The organism is Actinotignum timonense, assembly GCF_030216305.1.
Classification (GTDB): domain Bacteria; phylum Actinomycetota; class Actinomycetes; order Actinomycetales; family Actinomycetaceae; genus Actinotignum; species Actinotignum timonense_A.
Map to the genome: position 1 here is coordinate 218213 of NZ_JASOKT010000002.1, position 20311 is coordinate 238523.

Here is a 20311-nt window from a genome sequence, read left to right on the forward strand (position 1 = left end):
GACAAGGAGTGAGATGAGGAACCGCACCCCGCGCTCAGGCGCGCCTTCGGCCGCGTTTGGAACCGCGCTGCGGACGTGCGCGAAGCTCGCCACCGGCCTGCTGCTCGGGGCCTTCGCCGGGGCGCTGGCCGCGGTCACTCACGCGGGGCTCGCGGGAATTCCCGGCCTGGCCACCGATATTGTGTGGATCGGTCCGCTCCTCGCCACGCTACTCATTGCCAGTGGCGCATCTTTCGCCCGCGATTGGCTAGGATCGTGGTGCTGGGCTGGATTCTGGCTGGGTGAAGTGGCCCTCACCTTCTGGGCTTTTGCCGCACCCGGCTACGGTGACATCGTGGCCTTCCACGGGGTGGCCGCGAATCTCTGGCTTGTTCTGGCTCCGCTCGCCGGGGCATTCCCGCTGATCGGCGCTCTGGTGCGCCGCCGGCATTCCACGCCTCCGGGCCCACACCCGCTGGCCAACCAGGATCAACCACAGGAGGACGCATGCGACCTGAGCACACGCCGCTGAGTGTAGGTCTCGAAGATACCGCGGTGCGCCCCGCGGGTTCTGACACGCCTTTCGACACCGGGGAATTCCGGCAGGTGGAAGCTACCCGTAAGCTGCGCTGGCCCTGGATTGTTTCCGCGGTTATTGCGATTTTGCTGCTCGCCTACGTGGGTTATGCCTGGTACAGCGCCGACCGCGTGGCGCGGGGTACCACGGTGGCCGGCATTGAGATCGGCGGGATGAATACCGCCACCGCCACCGAACACCTCGGTGGTGAGGTTGCCGCGCGGGTGGCTCGCCCGGTCGAGGTGGTTGTGGAGGGCACCAGCGTGAGCGTGAACCCGGGCGATTACTCCCTGGGCGTGGACGCGGCGGCCACGGTGGAGAGCCTGACCGGTTTCACCCTCAACCCCGTGGAGATTTTCCACCAACTCACGGGCAAGGGTGAGGTGGCCCCGAAGGTCACCGTGGACGACGCCGCATTATCCGCCCAGGTGGATACCATTCGTAACAGCACCGGGGTGGAGGCGCGTAATGCTACCCTCGTGATGGAAGGTACTACGGCGCAGCTCAGCCCGGCGCAAGCCGGGCGCGCCGTCGACCCGGAGGCCACCCGCGCCGCTCTGATTGAGCAACCATTGCGCGGCCAAGAACGCATCGAACTGGAAGCGGTGCCAGCAGAACCGGCTATTAGTACCGAAGCTGCCGAAAAGGCGCGCGCGGAGCTGGCCGGGCCGCTGGTCTCCGGTGATCTCACCGCGAAGGTGGGGGATCGGGCCGTGAACCTCAGCCCGGCAACTCTGGCGCAGGCGGCGTCTTTCGTGCCGGAAGGCGCGGCGCTCCAGCTCAAGCTGGACGGTAAAGTGCTGGGCGATGCGGTGCGGGCCGCCGCCCCGGACCTGCTCAAACCGGGTGTGGATGCTCGCATTGAGATCGTGGACCACACCACGCCCACGATTATTCCCTCCCAGGATGGCGTGGGTATTGACGACGCCGCCCTCGCCTCCGGCGCGCAGGTGGCCGCGCTGCGCACCGCTGCCGCCGAGCGCCTCGTGGAACTGAGCCCCGCCCCGATTCCGGCGGCCTTCAGCACTGCGGATGCGGAAAAGCTCGGGGTGAAGGAAGTGGTTTCTGAGATTTCGACCCCGCTCACCAGTGACTCGGTGCGCACCACCAACCTGCGGGTGGGAACCCAGAAGATTACCGATACCCTGGTCAAACCCGATGAGACGTTCTCCCTGGAAGCAGCGCTGGGCCCCATCGAATATTCGGAAGGCTTCGTGTCCTCCGGGGTGGTCATGAACGGATTTAATAACGAGGCCCTGGGTGGCGGGCTTTCCCAGCTGGCCACAAATGTGTTCAATATTGGCTACCTGGCCGGTTACGAGGATGTGGAGCACCGCCCCCACACCAAGCATTTTTCCCGCTACCCCATGGGCCGCGAATCGACGCTGTGGTCCGGTTCCATTGACGTGAAATGGAAGAATACCACCCCCTACGGCGCGGTGATCGACACCTACCTGGAGGGCGGCTACGTGGTCACGAAGCTGTGGTCGACGAAGTATTACGACGTCGAAACCTGGACCTCGGAACCGCGCAATTACCGCCAGCCGGTTATGACGGAAGGTAAGGGCCCGGATTGTGAACCCCAGGGCTTGGGTGATCCCGGATTTACCGTGACGGTATCCCGAACCGTGAAATTGGGGGATAAGGTCGTTGAGGATTCGTCCTATGACTGGACCTACCAGCCCGATCACGGCCGCACCTGCCCGAAGCCGGAGCCGGCCACTCCGCCCGCACCCGCGCCGCAACCCGAAGGTGCTCCCGCACCAGCTCCAGCCCCCGCGCCCGGTCACTAGATTTGGTGCTGGGCGTGAGCTCGGATTACGGTAGAGGAGGAGGTGACACCGTTGGCTTATGTCATTACCTTGCCGTGCGTCGATACCAAAGATCGGGCGTGCGTGGACGAATGCCCGGTGGATTGCATTTACGAAGGGGACCGTACCCTCTACATTAATCCGGACGAATGTGTGGATTGCGGGGCTTGCGAACCGGCCTGCCCGGTGGAAGCTATCTATTACGAAGATGATGTTCCCGAAGAATGGTCAGTGTTTACCGCCGTCAATGCGGAATTCTTCTCCGAATTGGGCTCCCCGGGCGGGGCACAAAGCTTGGGGCCCACCGGCACCGACCACCCCTATGTGGCCGGCCTGCCGGCGAACGTTAATGAGGATTCCTAGCGCGCGCCGTCGCTCCAATCGAGGGTGGTGCGGGCCAACTCGCGCACCTGCGGCCAGGTGGTCGCGAAGGAAGGAAGCAGCGGGTAGGAGGTAACATCCTCCACGTTCACCCAGCGCAACTCCATGGACTCTCCGTCGGCCACCGCTTCGAGCCCATCGCGGCAGCGCGCCACGAAACTGGTATAGGACCAATCCACATGCGCGGTGGTGAGCTCCCCGCCGCGGCGCAGATCCGTGGGGGCCAGGGCGGTTTCCTCGGTGAATTCGCGCAGGGCACCCTCCCAGGGTTCCTCGTCCCATTCACGTGCTCCACCCGGGAAAGCCCAGGTGGCACCACCGTGACTCCAGGGGGAGCGGTGTTGAAGCAGGATCTGGATATGCCCGGCGTGGCTCCGGAAAGCCGCGATCCCGGCTGCCCCGTTCATCCCCCAATGGCGTTTCCCGCAACCGCACAGCAGGAAACCGTCCGCGCCGTGATGAACCGTGCCGTGGTGGCTATCGGCTAAGAAACGCTGCGCGGCCTCCGGGAGCACCCCGAGGGCCGGGCGGGCCGGCTTCGCCCAGAATTGGGTGAGGGACAGGCCCAGGTGCTCCACCAGGGAGCGCAGCAGCGGTAGGGAAATCCCCACCACCCCGTGGTAATCACCTTCAAGGCGGTCAATAAAGGGGCCGCCCAAGCCGTCCGCGGTGAAGGAACCGGCTACTTCCAGGGGCTCCCCGGTGGCGATATAGGCCTCGATCTCCGCCTCGCTCAGGTGCGCGAAGGTGACCTTCGCGCGGGAAATCCCGGCTAGGGAACGCCCGGAAGGAACGTGAACCAGGCAGTGCCCGGTGTGGAGAATCCCGGAATTGCCGGACATGCGGGCCAGGCGCTCGCGGGCCACTTCCGGAGAATGCGGCTTCCCGTAGACCTCGCCCTCGAACTCGAACATGGAATCGCAGCCCACCACAAAATCGGCGCGCTGGGCCGGCCCGGGGGTGGCGGCTACATCGCGGGCTTTGGCCGCGGCCAGCGCGAGCACCCCCTGGGAAGGCCCCCCGTGCACCCGGGCGAGCAGTGCATCTTCATCCACGTGCGAGACCTGCACCAGCGGCTCCACGCCCGCGGCCCGCAAGGTGGCCAGGCGGGCGGGAGACTGGCTGGCAAGTGCCAAGGTCAGGGAGGGCAGCGCGGGCATATGCGCTGTGGGCGTATGCCCGGCGGACGCGTGGCCTGCGGGTATATGCCCCGCGGGCGTGCTCCTAGCAGCGGGCGTATGCGCCGCGCCGCCCCCGTTATGAGTCATCGGCATGAAAGACCGGCCTAGCGCGAAAGCTCGTTGCGCAGCACGTCCAGGCCCACCCCGCCCAGGCGCAGGGCCTTCATATGCCACGCCTTGAGGTCAAAACCGGCACCCGCGCGGGCCCGAGCCTCCTCACGCAGTTCCTTCCAGATCCGCGCGCCTACCTTGTAGGCGCTGGCCTGCCCCGGCCAGCCGAGGTAGCGATCCAGCTCGTAGGAGAGGAAGGACTGTTCCATGGCCACATTCGCGCGCAGGAAACGCCAGGCGGCGTCGTGATCCCAGGCGCCGGTGCCGAACTGCCCGCCGGCCACCTTCCCGGCATCCTTACCCAGGTGCACGCCCATATCCACCACGATGCGGGCCGCGCGCAGCCGCTCGGAATCGAGCACGCCCATGCGATCCCCCGGATCCTCGTGGAAACCGAGCTCGGCCATGAGAGCTTCGGCGTAGAGCGCCCAGCCTTCCCCGTGCCCAGAAACCCAATATGCCTGGCGGCGCCACGCATTGAGCTGATCCTTGAGATAAACAGCCAGACCCAACTGAAGATGATGACCCGGCACCCCTTCGTGGTAGACGGTGGTCTTTTCCTGCCAGGTGTGGAATTCGGTCACGCCTTCCGGAACCGACCACCACATGCGGCCCGGCCGCGAAAAATCATCGGAGGGCCCCGTGTAGTAAATACCGCCCGAATTCGAGGGCGCGATCATGCATTCGATGGTGCGCATCGCTTCGGGAATGTCGAAGTACTGCGTGGCCGCGGCCATGGCACCATCGGCGGTCTGCTGCATCCACGAACGCAATTCCTCCACGCCGTGCAGGGTGTAGCGTTCCTCCTCATCGAGGCGGGTGAGGGCCTCATTCACGCTCACGCCCTCCCCGTACAGCTCGCGCGCGATGGCTTGCTGTTCCGCGTCGATTCGCTCCAGTTCGTGGATACCCCACTCGTATGTTTCATCCAGGTCGACGACGGCGCCCAGGAATTCGCGCGAATGCAGCGCGTAACGATCCCGGCCCACCGCATCATTTTCGGTAGCTCCCGGGAGCAGACCCCGCAGGGTTTCCGCCAGCTCCCCGTAAGCGGCGCGGGCCTGAGCTGCGCCCTTCTCCAAAGCCTCAGTAAGTTCCGGGGCGGTGGCCGCACCGCGCTGGGCCAGGCCGGCGAAACTACCCGAATCGGAGGCGGCAGCGAGGGCCTGCTCCAGGCAGCGCTCCACCTGCCGAGCCGCGAAAACGGGGCCGGACGCGGCCCGCTGGGCCAGGGATTCCCGGTAGCCGGCCAGGGCCCGCGGCACATCGCTCAGGCGCGCCGCGATGGTTTCCCAATCGGAAGCACTGTCCTGGGGCATCACATCAAAAACATCGCGAATCCCCTGGAGTGGGGATTCAATAACATTGAGCTTGCCGACTTCTTCGCCGGCTTCATACAGCTCAATTTCCAGGCCGAGGCGATCGCGCAGGCCGGCTGCGGTCACCCGATCCGTGGCATCGCGTTCCTCAAGGTGATCGAGGGCCGCCAGGGTCTCCCGCACGTTATCGATATGCGCGGCAATCCCGGCGGGGGAATAATCATCAAGTTTGGTTTCGGGGGCACCGGGCAGGCCGGTGAACGTCACCGTTTCGGGTGAGGTATCGAGGACGCGCTGGAAATAGCGGTCCGCGAGGGCATCAATATCTGTGTGTTCTCGTTTATTCTCCACTGCTCCAGAATAGCCCGCGGCTACCCGCCACTCCACTCCCAGCAAAATCCCCGGATGAAAACATGGACGTTAGTGTCAAGGACGACTAGTATACTGTGATGGAAGGCACTTTATTTATAGCCGGCGGTTGGCGCTCCCCGTTCTCCTCACCTGAGGTGGCGCCGCGCCGGTGCTAAGCAGCTAGGGAAGGGGCGAGTGTGGCTGAGCAATTCGCTAGCGCGCCGCGCCCCGCACCCCAATCCGAAACATCACGCGGAACCGGGGCCGGGGTGGGCCGCGGCGCGCGGGAGCGCTCCAGCATTGGCCCGGCCATGAGCCCGGACCTCATCGCCTACCTCCTCGGGGGTGGGGTCCAGCCGGCCGCTAGCGCGCAGCTGAGCGCGGATGATATGGCCCAGTTGCGGCGTAATACCGCAGCCGATCTGCCCCTTGGCCCCGAATCGGGGGTGCCGCGCTCCGGGACTGCCGCCCGCATGGAAGCCCCGGTGGATCGTAATTTTGTGCCGAGCCGGGAAACCGCGGCCCGCACCCCGCAGCGCTCGCGCACCTCCCTCCCGGATACTGGTAGCCGGCCCGGGGGCGCCACCCGCGCTTCTCAGTCCGCACTGCCGGCTGCGCCGGCGTCGTCGCCGCAAAAAGAAACGCAACGGGAGCCGCAGCCTGCGGAAACGGAAGGCACCGCTTTCTCCGCCTATATGGAACACCTCGAGGGCGGGCTGCCGCGCTATACCCTGCGCCAGGCGGCGGAGCTGACCAATATGGATACGGAAGGGGTGCGGCGTTTTTGGCTGGCCCTCGGTTTCCCCTCCATCGTGGATGAAGATAGCGAACTCGTGTTTACGGACGGGGATATTCGGGCGATGTGGGCGATGGCGGAATCGCTCGGGGAATCTCCGCTTACCGAATCGGCCCTCACCTCGCTGCTGCGCGCCAGTGCCCACAACGTGGATCGCATGCTGCAATGGCATGTGGAGACTCTCCTGGAGCTGGCGGAAACTAGCGGCGGGCTCGGGCCGGTGGATGCGCGGCGCTGGGTGCTCGATCATTTCCCGGATATTGAAGAGTTTTTGCGGCGCACCGCGGCCTACACCTGGTCGCGGCAGGCCGCCGCGCTGCTGCGCCACACTGAAGCGGAAATCGCGCATATTAATGAGGATGATGCGATCCCGCAGCTGCCGCGCGCCGTCGGCTTTATCGATATTGTGTCTTTCACGAACCGGACCGAGCGGATGACATCGCGGCAGTTCATGGAGTTTATTGAGCGTTTCGATTACACCTGCCGGGCCGTGATCACCGGCGGGGGCGGGCGCGTGGTGAAATCCATGGGCGATGCGTTCCTCTTTATCGCGGACGATATCGTCACCGGGGCGGATATTGTGTGCGATGTGACCCAGGCTCTGCGCGATACCCCGGAAATTCCGGCGGTGCGGGCCTCTCTCACCTGGGGGCCGGTGCTCGGGCGTTTCGGTGATGTGTTCGGGCCCTCGGTGAATATGGCGTCCCGGCTGGCGGATGTGGCCTCCCCGGGCACGGTGCTCACCTCGCGGCCGGTGGCTACCGCGCTCAAGGCGGTGGGGGAGAACCGTTTCACCACGATCTCGGTGGGGACTCCTACCCTCCAGGGCCTGGGTGCCACCGAGGTGCTGGAGCTGCGCCGCATCCGGGCGCATTAAAAACGGTGTTTCGGCGCCGCTTCGCGCCCCCAGGCCACGCCCCTGAGTGAAAAAAGAAAATAGCTTAGACTTTCAGTGTGACTACTTTGCTTCTTGTTGAGGATGACGCCGCTATTTCCGGACCGCTGGCCCGTGCGCTCACGCGGGAAGGATATGCCGTGACGTGTGTTGATACCGGGCTGGATGCTCTGGAACAGCTCGCTCACGGAGTAGATATTATGGTTTTGGACCTCGGGCTGCCGGATATGGACGGCCTGGACGTGGCGCGGCAGGCCCGTGGGCGAGGCCACACCTTCCCCATCCTTATTCTCACCGCACGCGCCGAAGAAGTCGATATGGTGGTGGGTCTGGATAGCGGGGCGGATGACTACGTCACCAAGCCATTCCGGCTCGCGGAACTGCTGGCCCGGGTGCGGGCGCTGCTGCGGCGCACCGAACAGGGCACCGATCATTTCACCGCCCAAGATATCTCGGTGGATACCGGGGCGCGCCGGGCGACGCGCGGGGGCGTGGAGCTGGCGCTCACCGCAAAAGAATTTGAATTGCTCACCGCGCTCATTCGCCGCGCGGGGGATGTGGTTTCGCGTGAAGCGCTCTTCAGTGAAGTGTGGGGGGATGAAAAGGCTTCCGCCTCGAAGAAACTTGATATGCATATTTCGTGGTTGCGCCGTAAATTGGGCGACGACGTTGACAGCCCTCGCTATATCTCCACGGTGCGGGGACTGGGCTTCCGTTTCGAAACACGCTAAGAAGAACCCATGCGCGCACGTTCTTTGCGGATGACGATCCGCACCGCGCTGGCCGCCATTTTGCTGGTCGGGATTCCGGCGCTGGTGATGGGCGGGGTGACGATTCCGCGCAATGCCCTCGATGAGGCGCGGGCCCGCCGGGATATGCTGCTTTTCCTGGGCGCGGAAATCCTGGCGATTATCGTGGCTATTTTGGTGGCAGTGGGGATCGCCATGCGGGTCTCGCGCCGTATCTCCGCGCCGCTCATCTACCTGGCGGCCGCCGCCGAACAGCTGGGTGCGGGAACCACCCGCCCGCAAATGGCGCCCTCCGGTATCGAAGAAATCGACCTGGTTTTTGAGGAGATCGCGCGGGCCGCGGATCGGATGGCCGGGCGGCTTTCCGCCGAACGCCAATTCACTGCCGACGCCTCCCACCAGCTACGCACCCCGCTCACCTCGCTATCCATGCGCCTGGAAGAAATCCAGTACCTGAGCAACGATCCGGATGTCAAAGAAGAAGCCACTCGCTGCCTGGAACAGGTGGAGCGCCTCACCGGGGTGGTCACCGATCTGCTGCACGCCTCACGCGCCCAGGAAAGCGCTACGGAAGCGGTGGCGCTGCAACCCATTTTCACGCAGCAGGGCGTGGAATGGGAGCGCGCTTTCGCGGCCGCGGGCCGCGAGGTGGTTTTCACGGTGGGGGAGCACGGCCCGGTGCTTTCCGATCCCGGGGCGCTTTCCCAAATTATTGCCACGTGCGTGGAAAACTCGCTGAAATACGGGGCGGGAACGACGACGGTCACCTCGCGCCCAGCCGGCCGAGGCGTCATTATCGATATTAGCGACGAGGGGGAGGGGGTAGCCCCCGAATTCGTGGAAGCTATTTTCACGCAGGGATTCTCCCTGGGTGGCTCCACCGGATTCGGCCTGCCGCTGGCCCGCCAACTAGCCGAACGCAACGGCGGGCGCCTGGAATTATCCCAGGCCCAGCCCCCTATTTTTTCGGTGGTCCTCGCCGCGCTCCCGGCGGCCCTCGACCCGGCGAAAGTTTTCCCCGCGGGCGGGGAAATTTCGGTCGGGGCACGCCGGCGGCGCTTCTAAAATCTGCTACTCGCGCACCCGGAACACCACGTAGCGGTAGAGCACGTAGCGGCAGGCGGTCCCTAGTATCAGCCCCACCACATTGGAAGAAATATTATCGGCCAGCTGGGAGCGCATATCCAGCACGTAGCGGGAGAACCATAAGCAACCCAGCTCGATAGCCATCCCGCACAGATTCACCGCCACGAATTGCAGGAATTCCCGCATTTTTTCCGCCGAACGCTGGGTGCGGAAGGTCCACAAGCGGTTCGCTACCCAAGAAAAAATCACGGAGAGGGTAACGGAAATGACTTTCGCTGTCATGGACTGATCGCCGGGCAGGCGCACCAGGCCGGTATGCGCCAGCAGATTAAAAATACCCACATTGACGATATAGGCACCCAAGCCCACCGTGCAGAATTGCATGAATTCCACGAGCCACTGCCGGAAGGTCTGGCCTTTGAGCAAACGGCGCACGAGCTTGTCCACCCGGGCGCGGGCGGAGGGACGCGGTTCTGGTGTTGGCTCTGGTGCTGGGCTAGTCATCGCGCTGAGACTATCACGCTTTAGAAACTAGGAAGCATATCGGCGGGAGTCAGGGTCCCCTCGCGCATCTTCCGGAAGAATTCCGGGGTGCGCTGCGGATCGAGGAGCACATTGGACTGTCCGTTGGCCCGGTAGTCCAGATCGGCAATCGGGGGAACTCCGGCCAGGCCGCCTTCGCCCAGCACGCTCCCGAGCGCCAGACCGGCCCGCCCCACGTTATACAGCGAGGTCCCCTCATCCACCGTGAGGATGGAGCCGGCGGTGCCGACCATGCGCCGCTGCAGCGGGAAATTCAGCAGCGTTGCCGGGGTTTTCAGCTTGCCAATCAGGGAGGAGACTACCTGGCGCTGCCGGTTGGTACGCCCCAGGTCACCCAGCGGATCAGATTTACGCATCCGCGCGAAAGCGAGGGCCTGGGCGCCGTTGGTATCGTGGCAGCCAGCTTCCCACACCATGCCCGAGTCCGCATCGTCCACGTCGGCGTCGTAACACAGGCGCACCCCACCGGCGGCGTCCACAATCTGTTGCACCCCGGCCATGGAAATCTGGATGTAGTGGTCCACGGTCATCCCGGAAAGTTCCTCCACCGTTTCCACCAGCAGCCGCGGCCCGCCCAGCGCGAAGGAAGAATTGAGCTTTTGCTCGCCTTCCCCGGGCACGTTCACGTAAGAATCACGCGGGAGGGAGACCAGCGCCGGCGCCCCGGATTCGGGCACGTGCAGCAGCATAATGGTGTCCGCGCGCTCGCCTTCGGTCGGGTCATCAATGCCGTCCGCCTCGCGCACATCCGAGCCCACAATCAAGTACGTGGTCCCGGCCGTTCCCGCGGCCCCGCTCAGCGCATCCGCGCGGGTGAGCTTGGAGTTGCCGTAGAAGAACAGGTAGGTAGGCCAGGTCACCGCGAGAATAAGAAGAACGACGACGCCGCCAGCTACCCAGCGCCACGGATGGCGGCGCCGCGCGCGCCGGGCAGGCGCACCCATTTCGGGCATCTCCGGTGCGGGTTGCCCAAAATCGGCGGGCTGCGCAAAGCCACCGTTGGGAGCGTGGGGAGCGTAGGCGCGAGCCGGCGCCTGGGAAGCAGCCGGCGGGTAGGAGGGCGCCTGTTCGAAAGATTCAGCCGGGCGAGCGGGCGCTACCTGGCGCTGTGGCGCAAAGCTGGGGGGCTGCACGGGAGCGGGCCGGCGCGGAGCCCCGGCATTGCGGGTGGCTCCGGCAGCGGGGATAGCACCGGCGGCGGGGGCAATCCCGGCGCCGCGGGGATCCCCGGAAACATCAGGATGCTGTTCGCGTGCCTGGGGCGGCACGGCGCGGCCGCGGCCGACCGGCTGCGCGCCCTGCGCGGAAGGCCGCGGAAGCCTGCGCTTAGGCGGGAAGGACGGCGGTGGGGTAGCCCCATGGAAACGGTTCATGCTCAGGGAATCGCATTCTCTCGGGTACACACGGGCGCGGACTCGGTGCTCTGGGCGGTGGTGGGAGAAGTGGCGGAAGCGGTCTCATCCGTGCCGGGAGCGGCCGGCGTAGGCGTGCTCTCGGAATTCGCGTCGCTGGTGGCATCGGTATCGCCCTCAGTGGCCCCCGCGGCTCCGGCCGCTCCTTCGCTGCCCGCAGCGGTGCTGCCGGCACTTGGCGTAGCACCCGCGGCGGTACTGGGAAGAGCATCGGGGCTGCCTTCCGGGGGAAGGCCAACGAAAACGCCGTCGGCATTCTTTTCCGCACGTACCGGAACGTCGCGGCGGAGCGCCTCCCACACGTATTCGGCGCTATCGGTGGCGACCACGCGGTTCCCGGCCCACGCGAAAGGCATGGTCCAGAAGCGGATATTGGCCGGGTCGATGGAACGCAACGAATTTGCCAGGCCCACAATATTGCTGATGGAACCGATCTCCTGGGAGGTTTGCAGGGATTGGGTGGCGGCATCGAGCAGGCGCATGAGGCGGCCGAAATCGGTGAGCAGATTGGAGCGGAGGGCTTCGGCGGCCACCGCGCTCACCAATTCGTGCTGGCGGCCAATGCGGGAAATATCCGAGCCGTCCCCCACGCTGTAGCGGGCCCGGGCCAGGGCCAGAGCCTGGGTGCCGTTGAGGAGGCGGCAGCCGGAAGCGATATCGAGGCCGGCGCGCTCGTCGTACAGATCATCCGCGAAGTACATGGGAACCCCACCCAGGGCATCCACGGTAGAAATAAAGGACGCAAAATCCACCACGATATAACCGTTGAAGGTAATGCCGGTCATCTGGTGGAGGGTGGTCATGGTGCAGGCGGCCGCGCTGGCAACATCGCCGTACTGGCCGCCAATAGCGAAGGCGGAATTGAACATGGTTTCGGGGGCGGGGCGGGTGGTGACCGTTTCCGAACCCCCGGAAGACGTACGAATCGTGCAGGAGGGAATATCTACGAGGGTATCGCGGGGCACGGACACAATATCCACGCGGCTACGATCAGCGCTGATATGCATGATCATGGTGGTATCCGCGCGCATCCCCCCGACTTCGCCGGATTCCCCAGCGTTATCAATATCGGACGCCCCGCTGCGCACATCCGAACCGAGAACGAGGATATTGAGCGGGCGGCCCGCGGAAGGATCCACCGGCTCCGCCGCGGCGGCGGAAGGAACCAGATCATCAATATCCGCCCGGGTGATATTCCCCTGGTAGCGCGCCCACGCGGACCACAGGGCCGTGCCGAAGGTGAGCAGAAGTGCAAGCAGCACCAGCACCACGACCCGCCACCACGAAGAGGTGCGGCGTCCACCGATCAGATGCGCTGCGGCGCGTGAGTTTTTTGCCACCACCTCATCATAGGGGTTCGGGCGCGTCGCCCGCTGGAAGAAGCGCCGCACTGCGGTGTTAAGCACGGTGGCGCGGGCGGGTGCTAACAGGTGCGCTGCGGCGTGCGGGAGCGCCACCGCGCCCGGCCTCCACGCGAGTGCGGCGGCGGGCAGCGGCGCGCTCGGCTAGGCTAGGAGCATGCGCATTCGTGTCATCACCGTGGCTTTCAATCCCGGGCCGGAACTGGAAGCTTTTCTCGCCTCCCTCCCGGAAGCCCTGCAGGAAGCCCACGAATGCGTCATTGTGGATAACGGTTCCGAGCACGCCGAAGTGGATCGGGTAGCCCGCGCCCACGGGGCGCAGGTGGTGCGCACCGGCGAAAATATCGGATACGGCCGGGCCGCCAACCGCGGAGCCCAGGGCTTCACCGGCGAATGGCTGGTGGTGGCCAATCCCGATGTGGTGTTCACCCCCGGCTCGCTCGACGCCCTGGTGCGCGGGGCGGAAAGCTTCCCACGGGCCGGCGCGCTCGGTCCGCTCATTCGCACCCCGGAAGGGGAGATCTACCCTTCGGCCCGCCAATTCCCGCGGATTGTTTCCGGGGTGGGGCACGCGCTGCTCGGGAATATCTGGCCGAATAATCCCTTCTCCCGCTCCTACCGCTCCAATGCGGATGTCACCCGCGCCCACCCGGTGGATTGGCTTTCCGGGGCCTGCCTGCTGCTCCGCCGGGAAGCTTTCGAGGCCGTGGGCGGTTTCGATGATTCCTATTTCATGTTCTTCGAGGACGTGGCCCTGGGGGAGGCCCTGGCTCGGGCGGGCTGGCACTCGGTTTTCCTCCCCGAGGCGGAAGTGATTCACTCCCAGGGTGCTTCCTGGAAAGACCAACCGGCCGCCATGCTACGCGAACATCACCGCAGCGCGGCGCACTATATCGATAGCGTGTACGCGCGCCCCTGGCAGGCGCCCTTGCGCTGGGCAATCCGGGGCGGGCTCGCGCTGCGGGCGCAGCTGCACGTGCGGGCGGCGCGCGCGGCGCGTCGTCGTTCTCACTAACTAAAACGTATTAAAATCAACGTGGAGCTGCGAGTATCCGCGAGGCGGCTCCACCCCTCACTCCGCGACCTCAATCGAATAACACCGATGTATTTTTATGAGGTTAAAGTAAAACGGAGTTAAGGGTGTGAAAGTTGGGACTTTTGCCGTAAGGTAAGTCTGGAAGCTGCCCGTATGAGTTCTCATCGTGGCGGGCGGCGTGAACCGGAGGGAAAAATGACCAAACGTCGCGGTCTTGTTCTAGGAACCGTGCTGGCGCTCGCGAGTGCTGGCCTTGCCGTCCCGATTGTGGGCTACGCTTTTGCCGGGAACGATGATGCACAGGGCAGTATTGTTATTCCGCTAACAACCGAAGCGGGGGATCTCACCACCACCGCCACCGCACAAATCGACGAAGAAGCAGCGAGCAAGCCTGACTCTTCTAAGGAAGCCGAGCCACGCGAGGCAGCGCAGCCCACCGAGGCCTCGCACCCCACCGGGGAAGCCGAACCCGCCCAAGAAGCGAGTGCCGGGCGCGCGGGCGGCGTCGTACCGAATGCGGTGCGTACGAATGTACTGCGCGCCGCAGGAACCGAAAACGAAAGCACCGAAAACGAAGGCACCGAAAACGGGGAGTCCGAAAACGGAGCCGAAGATAGTGCCCCCGGTGCGGAACTGGCCGATAACTACGCCGTCTTCACCAGTCCGGTGCGGGTGGACGAACCCTTCGCGGTGGCCGGGCTGACCTGGAACCGCGGGGAGAGCCTGCCCGAGGGTGCCTCCATCGAAATGCGTACCCTGGACGGGGAGCAGTGGTCGGATTGGTATGAAGTGGGCGAGGAATCCCAAACCGAGCGCGAACGGCCCGGCACGGAATACAACGTCTCGGGGGAGTCCACCGGGATTCAGGTGCGTATTACCCAGGGCGAGGGCCCGCTCCCGGCCGGCCTGCGCATCGATATTGCTTACACCGCCGAGGGCGATACCGTGGAGGTGGAAGAGGCCGAAACTGCGCCGATTCTGCCCGAACGTGGAACCGAAACCGATCCGGTGGTCAATCCCGAAGAAGGTGAGGAAGAGATTCCGGCCCTGGGGGCTTCGCTATCCGCCGCGCGCGGTGGGGGCACCCTGGAGCAGGGCAGTGTGGTGGCGAACGGCTTACTTCCCACCGCCCGCGATTGGACCAACCGCATCGGCACCCGCGGGATCCACACCCGCGCCGATTGGGGCGCGGACGGCTCCCTCATGACCTGGCCGGTGGAATACGCCACCTTCCAGGGCATGGTTATCCACCACACCGCCGGTTCGAATAACTACACCCAAGCCGGGGTGCCGCGTGTTATCCGCGGGATTTACGCCTTCCACGCCGTCACCCGCGATTGGGGCGATATTGGGTACAACGTGATCGTTGATAAATACGGCGGGAAGTGGGAAGGGCGCTACGGCACCCTGCAATCCCAGGATGGAACGATGGCCATCGGCGCGCACGCCGCCGGGCGCAATACCGGAACCATGGGTGTGTCCGTGCTCGGCACCTTCACCGCGGATCACCGCCCCTCGCAAACCATTCTTAATACCCTCGCGGATGTGGCCGGGTGGAAATTCGCGCTCGCGGGCCTGGATCCGCGTGGTACCACCTCGCTGACCATTCCGCAGCGCAATAATTCGGCGCGCTACCGTTCCGGCGAAGCGATGCCGCGTATTGTGGGGCACCGCGATGTGGGCAATACATCCTGCCCGGGCACGATTTACGATTCCATCGGCTCCATTCGTGAGAACGCCTACCGTATCTATACGCAGCTGCGTTCCGGTGGTGGTACGACGACGCAGCCCGCGCCGCGCCCCACTCAGCCACCGGCACCGCGCCCGCCCGCCCCGCCGGCTCCCGCGCCGAGCAATCCGCGGCCCTCCTCCACTGTGGCACCTTTCCCGCCGCGCTTCTTCCTCGCTAATGGCTGGGGCCGTACCGCCGATATTGTGATGGACTACGGCCTGCGCGGCGATGAAATCCTCACCGGGGATTGGAACGGTGATGGGCGCGATACCCTGGCGATTCGGCGCTCCAATATTTTCCATGTGCGCGATACCCTCACCTCCGGGGTTGCCACCCGGGTCTTCAGCTTCGGACGTGCCGATGACGAGGTGTTCGTAGGTGACTGGGATGGCGACGGTGTGGATACCTTCGCGGTGCGGCGCGGCAACCTGCTGCTCGTGCGTAATTCCCTCACCTCCGGCCCGGCCGACACGGTGTACTGCTTCGGTAATCCGGGGGATACCTGGCTGGTGGGCGATTGGAATGGTGATGGCGTGGACACCCTGGCGGTGCGGCGCGGTAACGTCTTTATCTTCACCGATAACCTGGCCACCAGCGCGGTCTCCGGGGAAATGGCCTACGGGAACCCGGGCGATGAGGTGCTCGCCGCGAAGATTGAGCCCCAGCGTTCCACCCTCGTGGTGCGCCGCGGGAATGTGTACGTGGTGCGCGGCCCGCTCAGCGGCCCGGAGGTGACCGAAGATGTTACCTACGGGCGCCACAGCGATATGGTCATCTTCGGTGATTGGGATGGCCGAGGCGGCCAAACCCTCGGGGTGGTGCGCTCGCGCTAAGTACCGATAGGAACAAGTTTCGGTCACAACATACGGGCCGGGGATGCTTCACGACGAAGCGATATCCCCGGCCCGTACCTCTAGGCGCAAGCGCGCCGCTGTGCTTGACTACCGGTTTTAGTCCCGCCCGAAAATATCGCGGGTGAGCACCGGGGTGGAGGTTTCCGGCATGGTGCCATCCAGGCGATTCGTGATGATCACATCCGCGCGATCCTGGAATTCTTCCCAGGAATCCAGGACCGGAATATCCCCGAGACCGCCCGGTTTCAGCGCCGGATCGTAAACGAGCACCTCCACATCCCGCGCCCGCAAGTGTGCCGCGAGGCTGAGGGCCGCCGAAGCCCGGTGATTATCCGAGCCCGATTTCATGGCGACCTTGTAGATCCCCACCGTGGCGTAGCCGGCCCCGGCCAGGCGGGTAGCCAGGAAGTCAATCCGGGTGTCGTTCGATTCCACAATCGCGGACATGAGATTTTCGGGCACGCCTTCGAAATCGGCGCGTAATTCCTTGGTGTCCTTGGGTAGGCAGTAGCCGCCGTAACCGAAGGAAGGATTATTGTAATGATCCCCGATACGCGGATCGAGGCCCACCCCGCGAATAATCTCCGCTGCGTTGAGGGAGCGCGCCATCGCGAAAGAATCCAGCTCATTGAAATAAGCGACCCGCATGGCCAGATACGTATTGGAGAAAAGCTTAATCGCTTCGGCTTCCCGGGTTCCCACCTGGATAATCGGGACGTCGCGCGCTTCAGCTCCCTCGCTCAGCAGCTGGGCGAAGTGGGCAGCTGCGGCGTCGTCGCCCGAAACAACAATGCGCGAAGGGTTGAGATTATCGTGCAGCGCTTTACCCTCGCGCAAAAATTCCGGGGAAAAGACGATGCGCAACTGCGGGAACGTTTCTTGCATCCGCGCGGTAAAACCGATGGGGATAGTGGATTTAATAACGACGACGGCACCGGGATTCGCCTCAGCTACCTGCGCAATCGCACTTTCAACAGAGGCCGTATCGAAGGCATTGGTCTCCGTATCGTAATCGGTGGGGGTGGCGATCACCGCGTAATCAGCACCCGCAAGCGCCTCAATATTCGAGGTGGTAGCCCGCAGCGAAAGAGGCTTCGTGGCGAGGAACTCTTCGATTTTGGCATCCTGGATCGGGGAAGTGCGGGCGTTAATCGCATCCACTTTCGCGGGATTGAGATCCGATCCGACCACATCGTGGTGTTGGGCAAGAAGGACGGCGTTGGCCAAGCCCACGTAGCCCAGCCCGATCACAGCAATCTGCATGATGCTCCTAGCTCTTGGGTTGCGTTCAGTATAGCCGGACTGCCGCGCGGCGGCCCGGTGGGACACGGAAGGGGGGCCGCGGCGAGGCTTCCACGCATAGCGCAGCCCCGCTCGCGCTCCCCGCGGCACTCAGGGTGCGCATCGGAGAAGTGCGAACGGGGCAGCGGAAAGCCGGCTCATGCAGGTAGCGCATGAGGGCCGGGGCGCGGCGCTTTAGTGGCCGGTCTTGGCGTACTTGGCCTCCACGGCTTCCTTCTGCGGGCGCCACCACTCTTCATTGGCCTTGTACCATTCCACGGTGTCATGCAGACCCGCGGCGAAGTCCTTGAACTTCGGCTGCCAGCCGGTTTCTTCCACCAGCTTGGAATTATCAATGGCGTAGCGCTGATCGTGGCCGGGGCGGTCATTCACATGATCGAAATCATCGGGTTCACGGCCGAACTCCTGGAGGATCATCTTGACGACCTCAAGGTTATTCTTTTCGCCATCCGCGCCGATGAGGTAGGTTTCCCCGATCCGGCCCTTATTGATGATCTCCCATACAGCCACGTTGTGATCGCGCACGTGAATCCAATCGCGCACCTGGAGGCCGGTGCCGTAAATACGCGGGCGGATACCGTCGAGGAGGTTGGTGACAGTACGCGGAATGAACTTCTCCACGTGCTGGTAGGGGCCGTAGTTATTCGAGCAATTGGAAATGGTGGCTTCCACCCCGAAGGAACGCACCCAGGCGCGTACCAGCAGGTCAGAGCCGGCCTTGGAAGCCGAATACGGGGAGGAAGCGATATAGGGATCGCCATCCTGGAAGCGGCGCGGTTCGTCGATCTCCAGGTCCCCGTACACTTCGTCGGTGGAAATATGGTGGAGGCGTACCCCGTGGCGGCGTACCGCTTCCAGAATCGTGTAGGTACCCACCAGGTTGGAGCGGATGAAGGGGGAGGGATCAACAAGAGAATTATCGTTATGGGATTCCGCCGCGAAATTCACCACCAGATCGCAGTCCTTGACCAGGGGATCAACGGTATCCATATCCGCAATATCGCCCTGGACCAGGGTGACGCGGTCCAGGCCCTCAATGGACTTGGGATTACCCGCGTACGTGAGTTTATCCAGGACGACAACTTCGGCATCCGGATAATCCTCGACAGTTTGGTGAACGAAATTCGCGCCAATAAATCCGGCACCGCCGGTAACCAGGACACGCATATTATTCCTTTCGTGGGTCAGTTCCTGGCTAATTCTACCCGGAACTGCGGGGTAAGGAGTTAGCCCATCCGGCCGCGCCACAATGTGCGATGCGAGGGCGACACGGGCGATCTCCACAATTGTGCCGCCCGGAGGGTTTAAGCTGGAACTATCGTCCACGCATCGCGGCCTGGATTCAGCACCACTCCGGGGCGCGAACAACTCGAGGAGGTTCTCTTGGAGAGGTATTCATACGCGCGCGCCCGCACCCCCGGGCTGCTGGTTGGCGTGATCGCAGCGCTGGCGCTGATCGCGAGCTCGCTGGGACTCATGCCGGCAGCACAGGGCGCGCCCGCTCTGGACGAGGGGGCGGGAAACTACTATTTCTTCAAAAACTCTCTCACCTCGGGTACTGCCGATATGGAGATGTCCTACGGGCGGCATACGGACGTGGTGTTTTCCGGGGATTGGAATGGCGACGGGCGGGACACCTTGGGCGTGAACCGCGGCTCCGATTTCTATATGAAGAACACCTTCTTGTCCGGGGACGCGGATATCCACTTCAAATTCGGGCTGCCCACCGATCAATTCCTTATCGGCAATTGGGATGCGGTAGTGGGAGATACGGTCCTTATTCGCCGCGGCAATACGTATTTCGTGCGCAATGAGCTCACCACCGGGGGCGGGGAACATAGCTTCACTTTCGGCCAGCCCGATGATGAAGTGATCGCGGGGGATTGGAACGGGGACGGCACCGATACCCTCGCCATCCGGCGCGGCAATATGTTCTATGTCAGCAATGTGCTCGACGATGATGAGAACTTCACGGTCTTCTCCTTCGGGCGCCATGGTGACACCGTCCTCGTGGGTGACTGGGACGGAGATGGCATCGATAGTTTCGCGGTGCGCCGCGGCAATATGTACTACGTCAATAATTCGACCGTGTCCGGTGGGAATGCCTCGACCGAATTCTCTTACGGGCGCCACGGGGATAACGTTCTGGTCGGTGACTGGAACCGTGACGGGGTGGACACCCTGGCGGTACGCCGCGATTATGTGCCGCCGGCTCCCAATAGCGAGCGCCCACCCACCCTTGATCCTAATTCCGGTGGGTACCCCATTCTGGTTTACGGAACGCTGCGCCAGGGTGAAGAAGCCGCCTTTGTGGTCAATAACTACTCCGGTATCAAAGAAAGTTGGGTGCCGGGGTATGAACTGTGGATTACCGGCCCGCGCTGGAATCCGTGGCCTTGGGCTCTTCCCGGCCCGCACGGGCTGCGCGGCGACCTCTTGAAGTACGGACCGTGGAATTACGATGCCAAAGTGGCCCAAATGGATGATTGGGAGGGTTATGTTCCGGGTAAGAACCCTGCCTATATGAATTACACCCGTGACCTCGTCACCACCGTGGATGGGCCGGCGTGGATGTACGTGGCAACGCAATGGCGGCAGGATTTCGCGCGGCGCTGGGGTTATGTTGTACCCCACGGCGATTTCCACCGCTTCTAAGGGGATGAAGTCATGAAAAAGAAAGACGATGAGACGATGCAGAATTCTCACACCACTCCTTCTTCCATCCCCGGCCTGCGCCGCCGGGCACTAGGGAGCTCGCTCGCCATTATCGGCGCGGTAGCGGTTCTTGGTTTAGGCGGATGCTCCAGCGTTGCGGTGGGCGATCCTGACCCGGTG

At 63.9% G+C, this 20311-nt stretch carries 16 protein-coding genes; 9 read left to right on the plus strand and 7 right to left on the minus strand.

Features of this window, described 5'->3' with window-relative positions:
* Nucleotides 1-13 precede the first annotated feature (13 nt).
* The 3 genes from QP305_RS02670 to fdxA are packed head-to-tail and all read left to right on the plus strand — an operon-like array spanning nucleotide 14 to nucleotide 2730.
* Nucleotides 14-511, plus strand: a complete 498-nt coding sequence (locus QP305_RS02670; protein WP_284903831.1) for a hypothetical protein — start codon at nucleotides 14-16, stop codon at nucleotides 509-511.
* Nucleotides 487-2349, plus strand: a complete 1863-nt coding sequence (locus QP305_RS02675; protein WP_284903833.1) for a VanW family protein — start codon at nucleotides 487-489, stop codon at nucleotides 2347-2349. The genes QP305_RS02670 and QP305_RS02675 overlap by 25 nt, the downstream gene beginning before the upstream one ends.
* 51 nt (nucleotides 2350-2400) lie before the next feature.
* Nucleotides 2401-2730 carry a ferredoxin gene (gene fdxA / locus QP305_RS02680; protein ID WP_026428348.1) on the plus strand — a complete coding sequence of 110 codons (330 nt, stop codon included), beginning with the start codon at nucleotides 2401-2403 and terminating at the stop codon, nucleotides 2728-2730.
* Here fdxA and QP305_RS02685 read toward each other — a convergent pair.
* Complete coding sequence (locus QP305_RS02685) at nucleotides 2727-4022, minus strand: Maf family nucleotide pyrophosphatase (protein ID WP_284903836.1); 1296 nt, start codon at nucleotides 4020-4022, stop codon at nucleotides 2727-2729. The two genes, fdxA and QP305_RS02685, sit on opposite strands and share 4 nt — an antisense overlap.
* Before the next feature lie 11 nt (nucleotides 4023-4033).
* A complete protein-coding gene (locus QP305_RS02690; RefSeq protein WP_284903837.1) occupies nucleotides 4034-5710 on the minus strand; it encodes a DUF885 domain-containing protein in 1677 nt (558 codons plus the stop codon).
* A 197-nt stretch (nucleotides 5711-5907) separates the two neighbouring features.
* Here QP305_RS02690 and QP305_RS02695 point away from each other — a divergent pair, with 197 nt between their 5' ends.
* From QP305_RS02695 to QP305_RS02705, 3 genes are all read left to right on the plus strand, one after another.
* On the plus strand, nucleotides 5908-7383 hold the full coding sequence (locus QP305_RS02695) for an adenylate/guanylate cyclase domain-containing protein (protein WP_284903839.1): 1476 nt from the start codon (nucleotides 5908-5910) through the stop codon (nucleotides 7381-7383).
* A gap of 77 nt (nucleotides 7384-7460) precedes the next feature.
* Nucleotides 7461-8132, plus strand: a complete 672-nt coding sequence (locus tag QP305_RS02700) for a response regulator transcription factor (RefSeq protein WP_284903841.1) — start codon at nucleotides 7461-7463, stop codon at nucleotides 8130-8132.
* A gap of 9 nt (nucleotides 8133-8141) precedes the next feature.
* Nucleotides 8142-9215, plus strand: coding sequence for a sensor histidine kinase (locus QP305_RS02705; RefSeq protein WP_284903844.1), 1074 nt, complete (start codon nucleotides 8142-8144; stop codon nucleotides 9213-9215).
* 6 nt (nucleotides 9216-9221) lie between these two features.
* On the opposite strand, the gene QP305_RS02710 is transcribed toward QP305_RS02705, so the two are convergent.
* Genes QP305_RS02710 through QP305_RS02720 form a run of 3 tightly spaced genes read right to left on the minus strand, consistent with a single transcriptional unit; the run spans nucleotide 9222 to nucleotide 12531 of the window.
* Nucleotides 9222-9740 (minus strand): GtrA family protein, encoded by a 519-nt coding sequence (locus tag QP305_RS02710; RefSeq protein ID WP_284903846.1) that lies wholly within the window; start codon nucleotides 9738-9740, stop codon nucleotides 9222-9224.
* Between the two features lie 20 nt (nucleotides 9741-9760).
* Nucleotides 9761-11152: an LCP family protein gene (locus tag QP305_RS02715; protein WP_284903848.1), complete on the minus strand. Its 1392-nt coding sequence runs from the start codon at nucleotides 11150-11152 to the stop codon at nucleotides 9761-9763.
* A 2-nt stretch (nucleotides 11153-11154) separates the two neighbouring features.
* Complete coding sequence (locus tag QP305_RS02720) at nucleotides 11155-12531, minus strand: LCP family protein (RefSeq protein ID WP_284903849.1); 1377 nt, start codon at nucleotides 12529-12531, stop codon at nucleotides 11155-11157.
* Between the two features lie 178 nt (nucleotides 12532-12709).
* Between QP305_RS02720 and QP305_RS02725 the strand changes: the two genes are divergently transcribed.
* A complete protein-coding gene (locus QP305_RS02725; protein WP_284903850.1) occupies nucleotides 12710-13567 on the plus strand; it encodes a glycosyltransferase family 2 protein in 858 nt (285 codons plus the stop codon).
* Between the two features lie 216 nt (nucleotides 13568-13783).
* Nucleotides 13784-16153, plus strand: a complete 2370-nt coding sequence (locus QP305_RS02730) for an N-acetylmuramoyl-L-alanine amidase (protein ID WP_284903851.1) — start codon at nucleotides 13784-13786, stop codon at nucleotides 16151-16153.
* A gap of 117 nt (nucleotides 16154-16270) precedes the next feature.
* Here the strand turns inward: QP305_RS02730 and QP305_RS02735 are convergent, their stop codons facing one another.
* Nucleotides 16271-17437, minus strand: coding sequence for a nucleotide sugar dehydrogenase (locus tag QP305_RS02735; protein WP_087070492.1), 1167 nt, complete (start codon nucleotides 17435-17437; stop codon nucleotides 16271-16273).
* Between the two features lie 213 nt (nucleotides 17438-17650).
* Complete coding sequence (rfbB, locus tag QP305_RS02740; RefSeq protein WP_016443166.1) at nucleotides 17651-18643, minus strand: dTDP-glucose 4,6-dehydratase; 993 nt, start codon at nucleotides 18641-18643, stop codon at nucleotides 17651-17653.
* A gap of 216 nt (nucleotides 18644-18859) precedes the next feature.
* On the opposite strand from rfbB, the gene QP305_RS02745 reads away from it, so the two are divergent.
* Complete coding sequence (locus tag QP305_RS02745; protein ID WP_284903852.1) at nucleotides 18860-20131, plus strand: gamma-glutamylcyclotransferase family protein; 1272 nt, start codon at nucleotides 18860-18862, stop codon at nucleotides 20129-20131.
* Nucleotides 20132-20311: the final 180 nt, after the last annotated feature.

Excerpts from the sequence above, each read along its gene's own strand:
- QP305_RS02735 (WP_087070492.1), bottom strand. The coding sequence starts at position 17,437 with ATGCAGATTGCTGTGATCGGGCTGGGCTACGTGGGCTTGGCCAACGCC.
- QP305_RS02730 (WP_284903851.1), top strand. The coding sequence starts at position 13,784 with ATGACCAAACGTCGCGGTCTTGTTCTAGGAACCGTGCTGGCGCTCGCG.
- QP305_RS02705 (WP_284903844.1), top strand. The coding sequence starts at position 8,142 with ATGCGCGCACGTTCTTTGCGGATGACGATCCGCACCGCGCTGGCCGCC.
- QP305_RS02685 (WP_284903836.1), bottom strand. The coding sequence starts at position 4,022 with ATGCCGATGACTCATAACGGGGGCGGCGCGGCGCATACGCCCGCTGCT.
- QP305_RS02670 (WP_284903831.1), top strand. The coding sequence starts at position 14 with ATGAGGAACCGCACCCCGCGCTCAGGCGCGCCTTCGGCCGCGTTTGGA.
- rfbB (WP_016443166.1), bottom strand. The coding sequence starts at position 18,643 with ATGCGTGTCCTGGTTACCGGCGGTGCCGGATTTATTGGCGCGAATTTC.
- QP305_RS02725 (WP_284903850.1), top strand. The coding sequence starts at position 12,710 with ATGCGCATTCGTGTCATCACCGTGGCTTTCAATCCCGGGCCGGAACTG.
- QP305_RS02715 (WP_284903848.1), bottom strand. The coding sequence starts at position 11,152 with ATGAACCGTTTCCATGGGGCTACCCCACCGCCGTCCTTCCCGCCTAAG.
- QP305_RS02675 (WP_284903833.1), top strand. The coding sequence starts at position 487 with ATGCGACCTGAGCACACGCCGCTGAGTGTAGGTCTCGAAGATACCGCG.
- QP305_RS02710 (WP_284903846.1), bottom strand. The coding sequence starts at position 9,740 with ATGACTAGCCCAGCACCAGAGCCAACACCAGAACCGCGTCCCTCCGCC.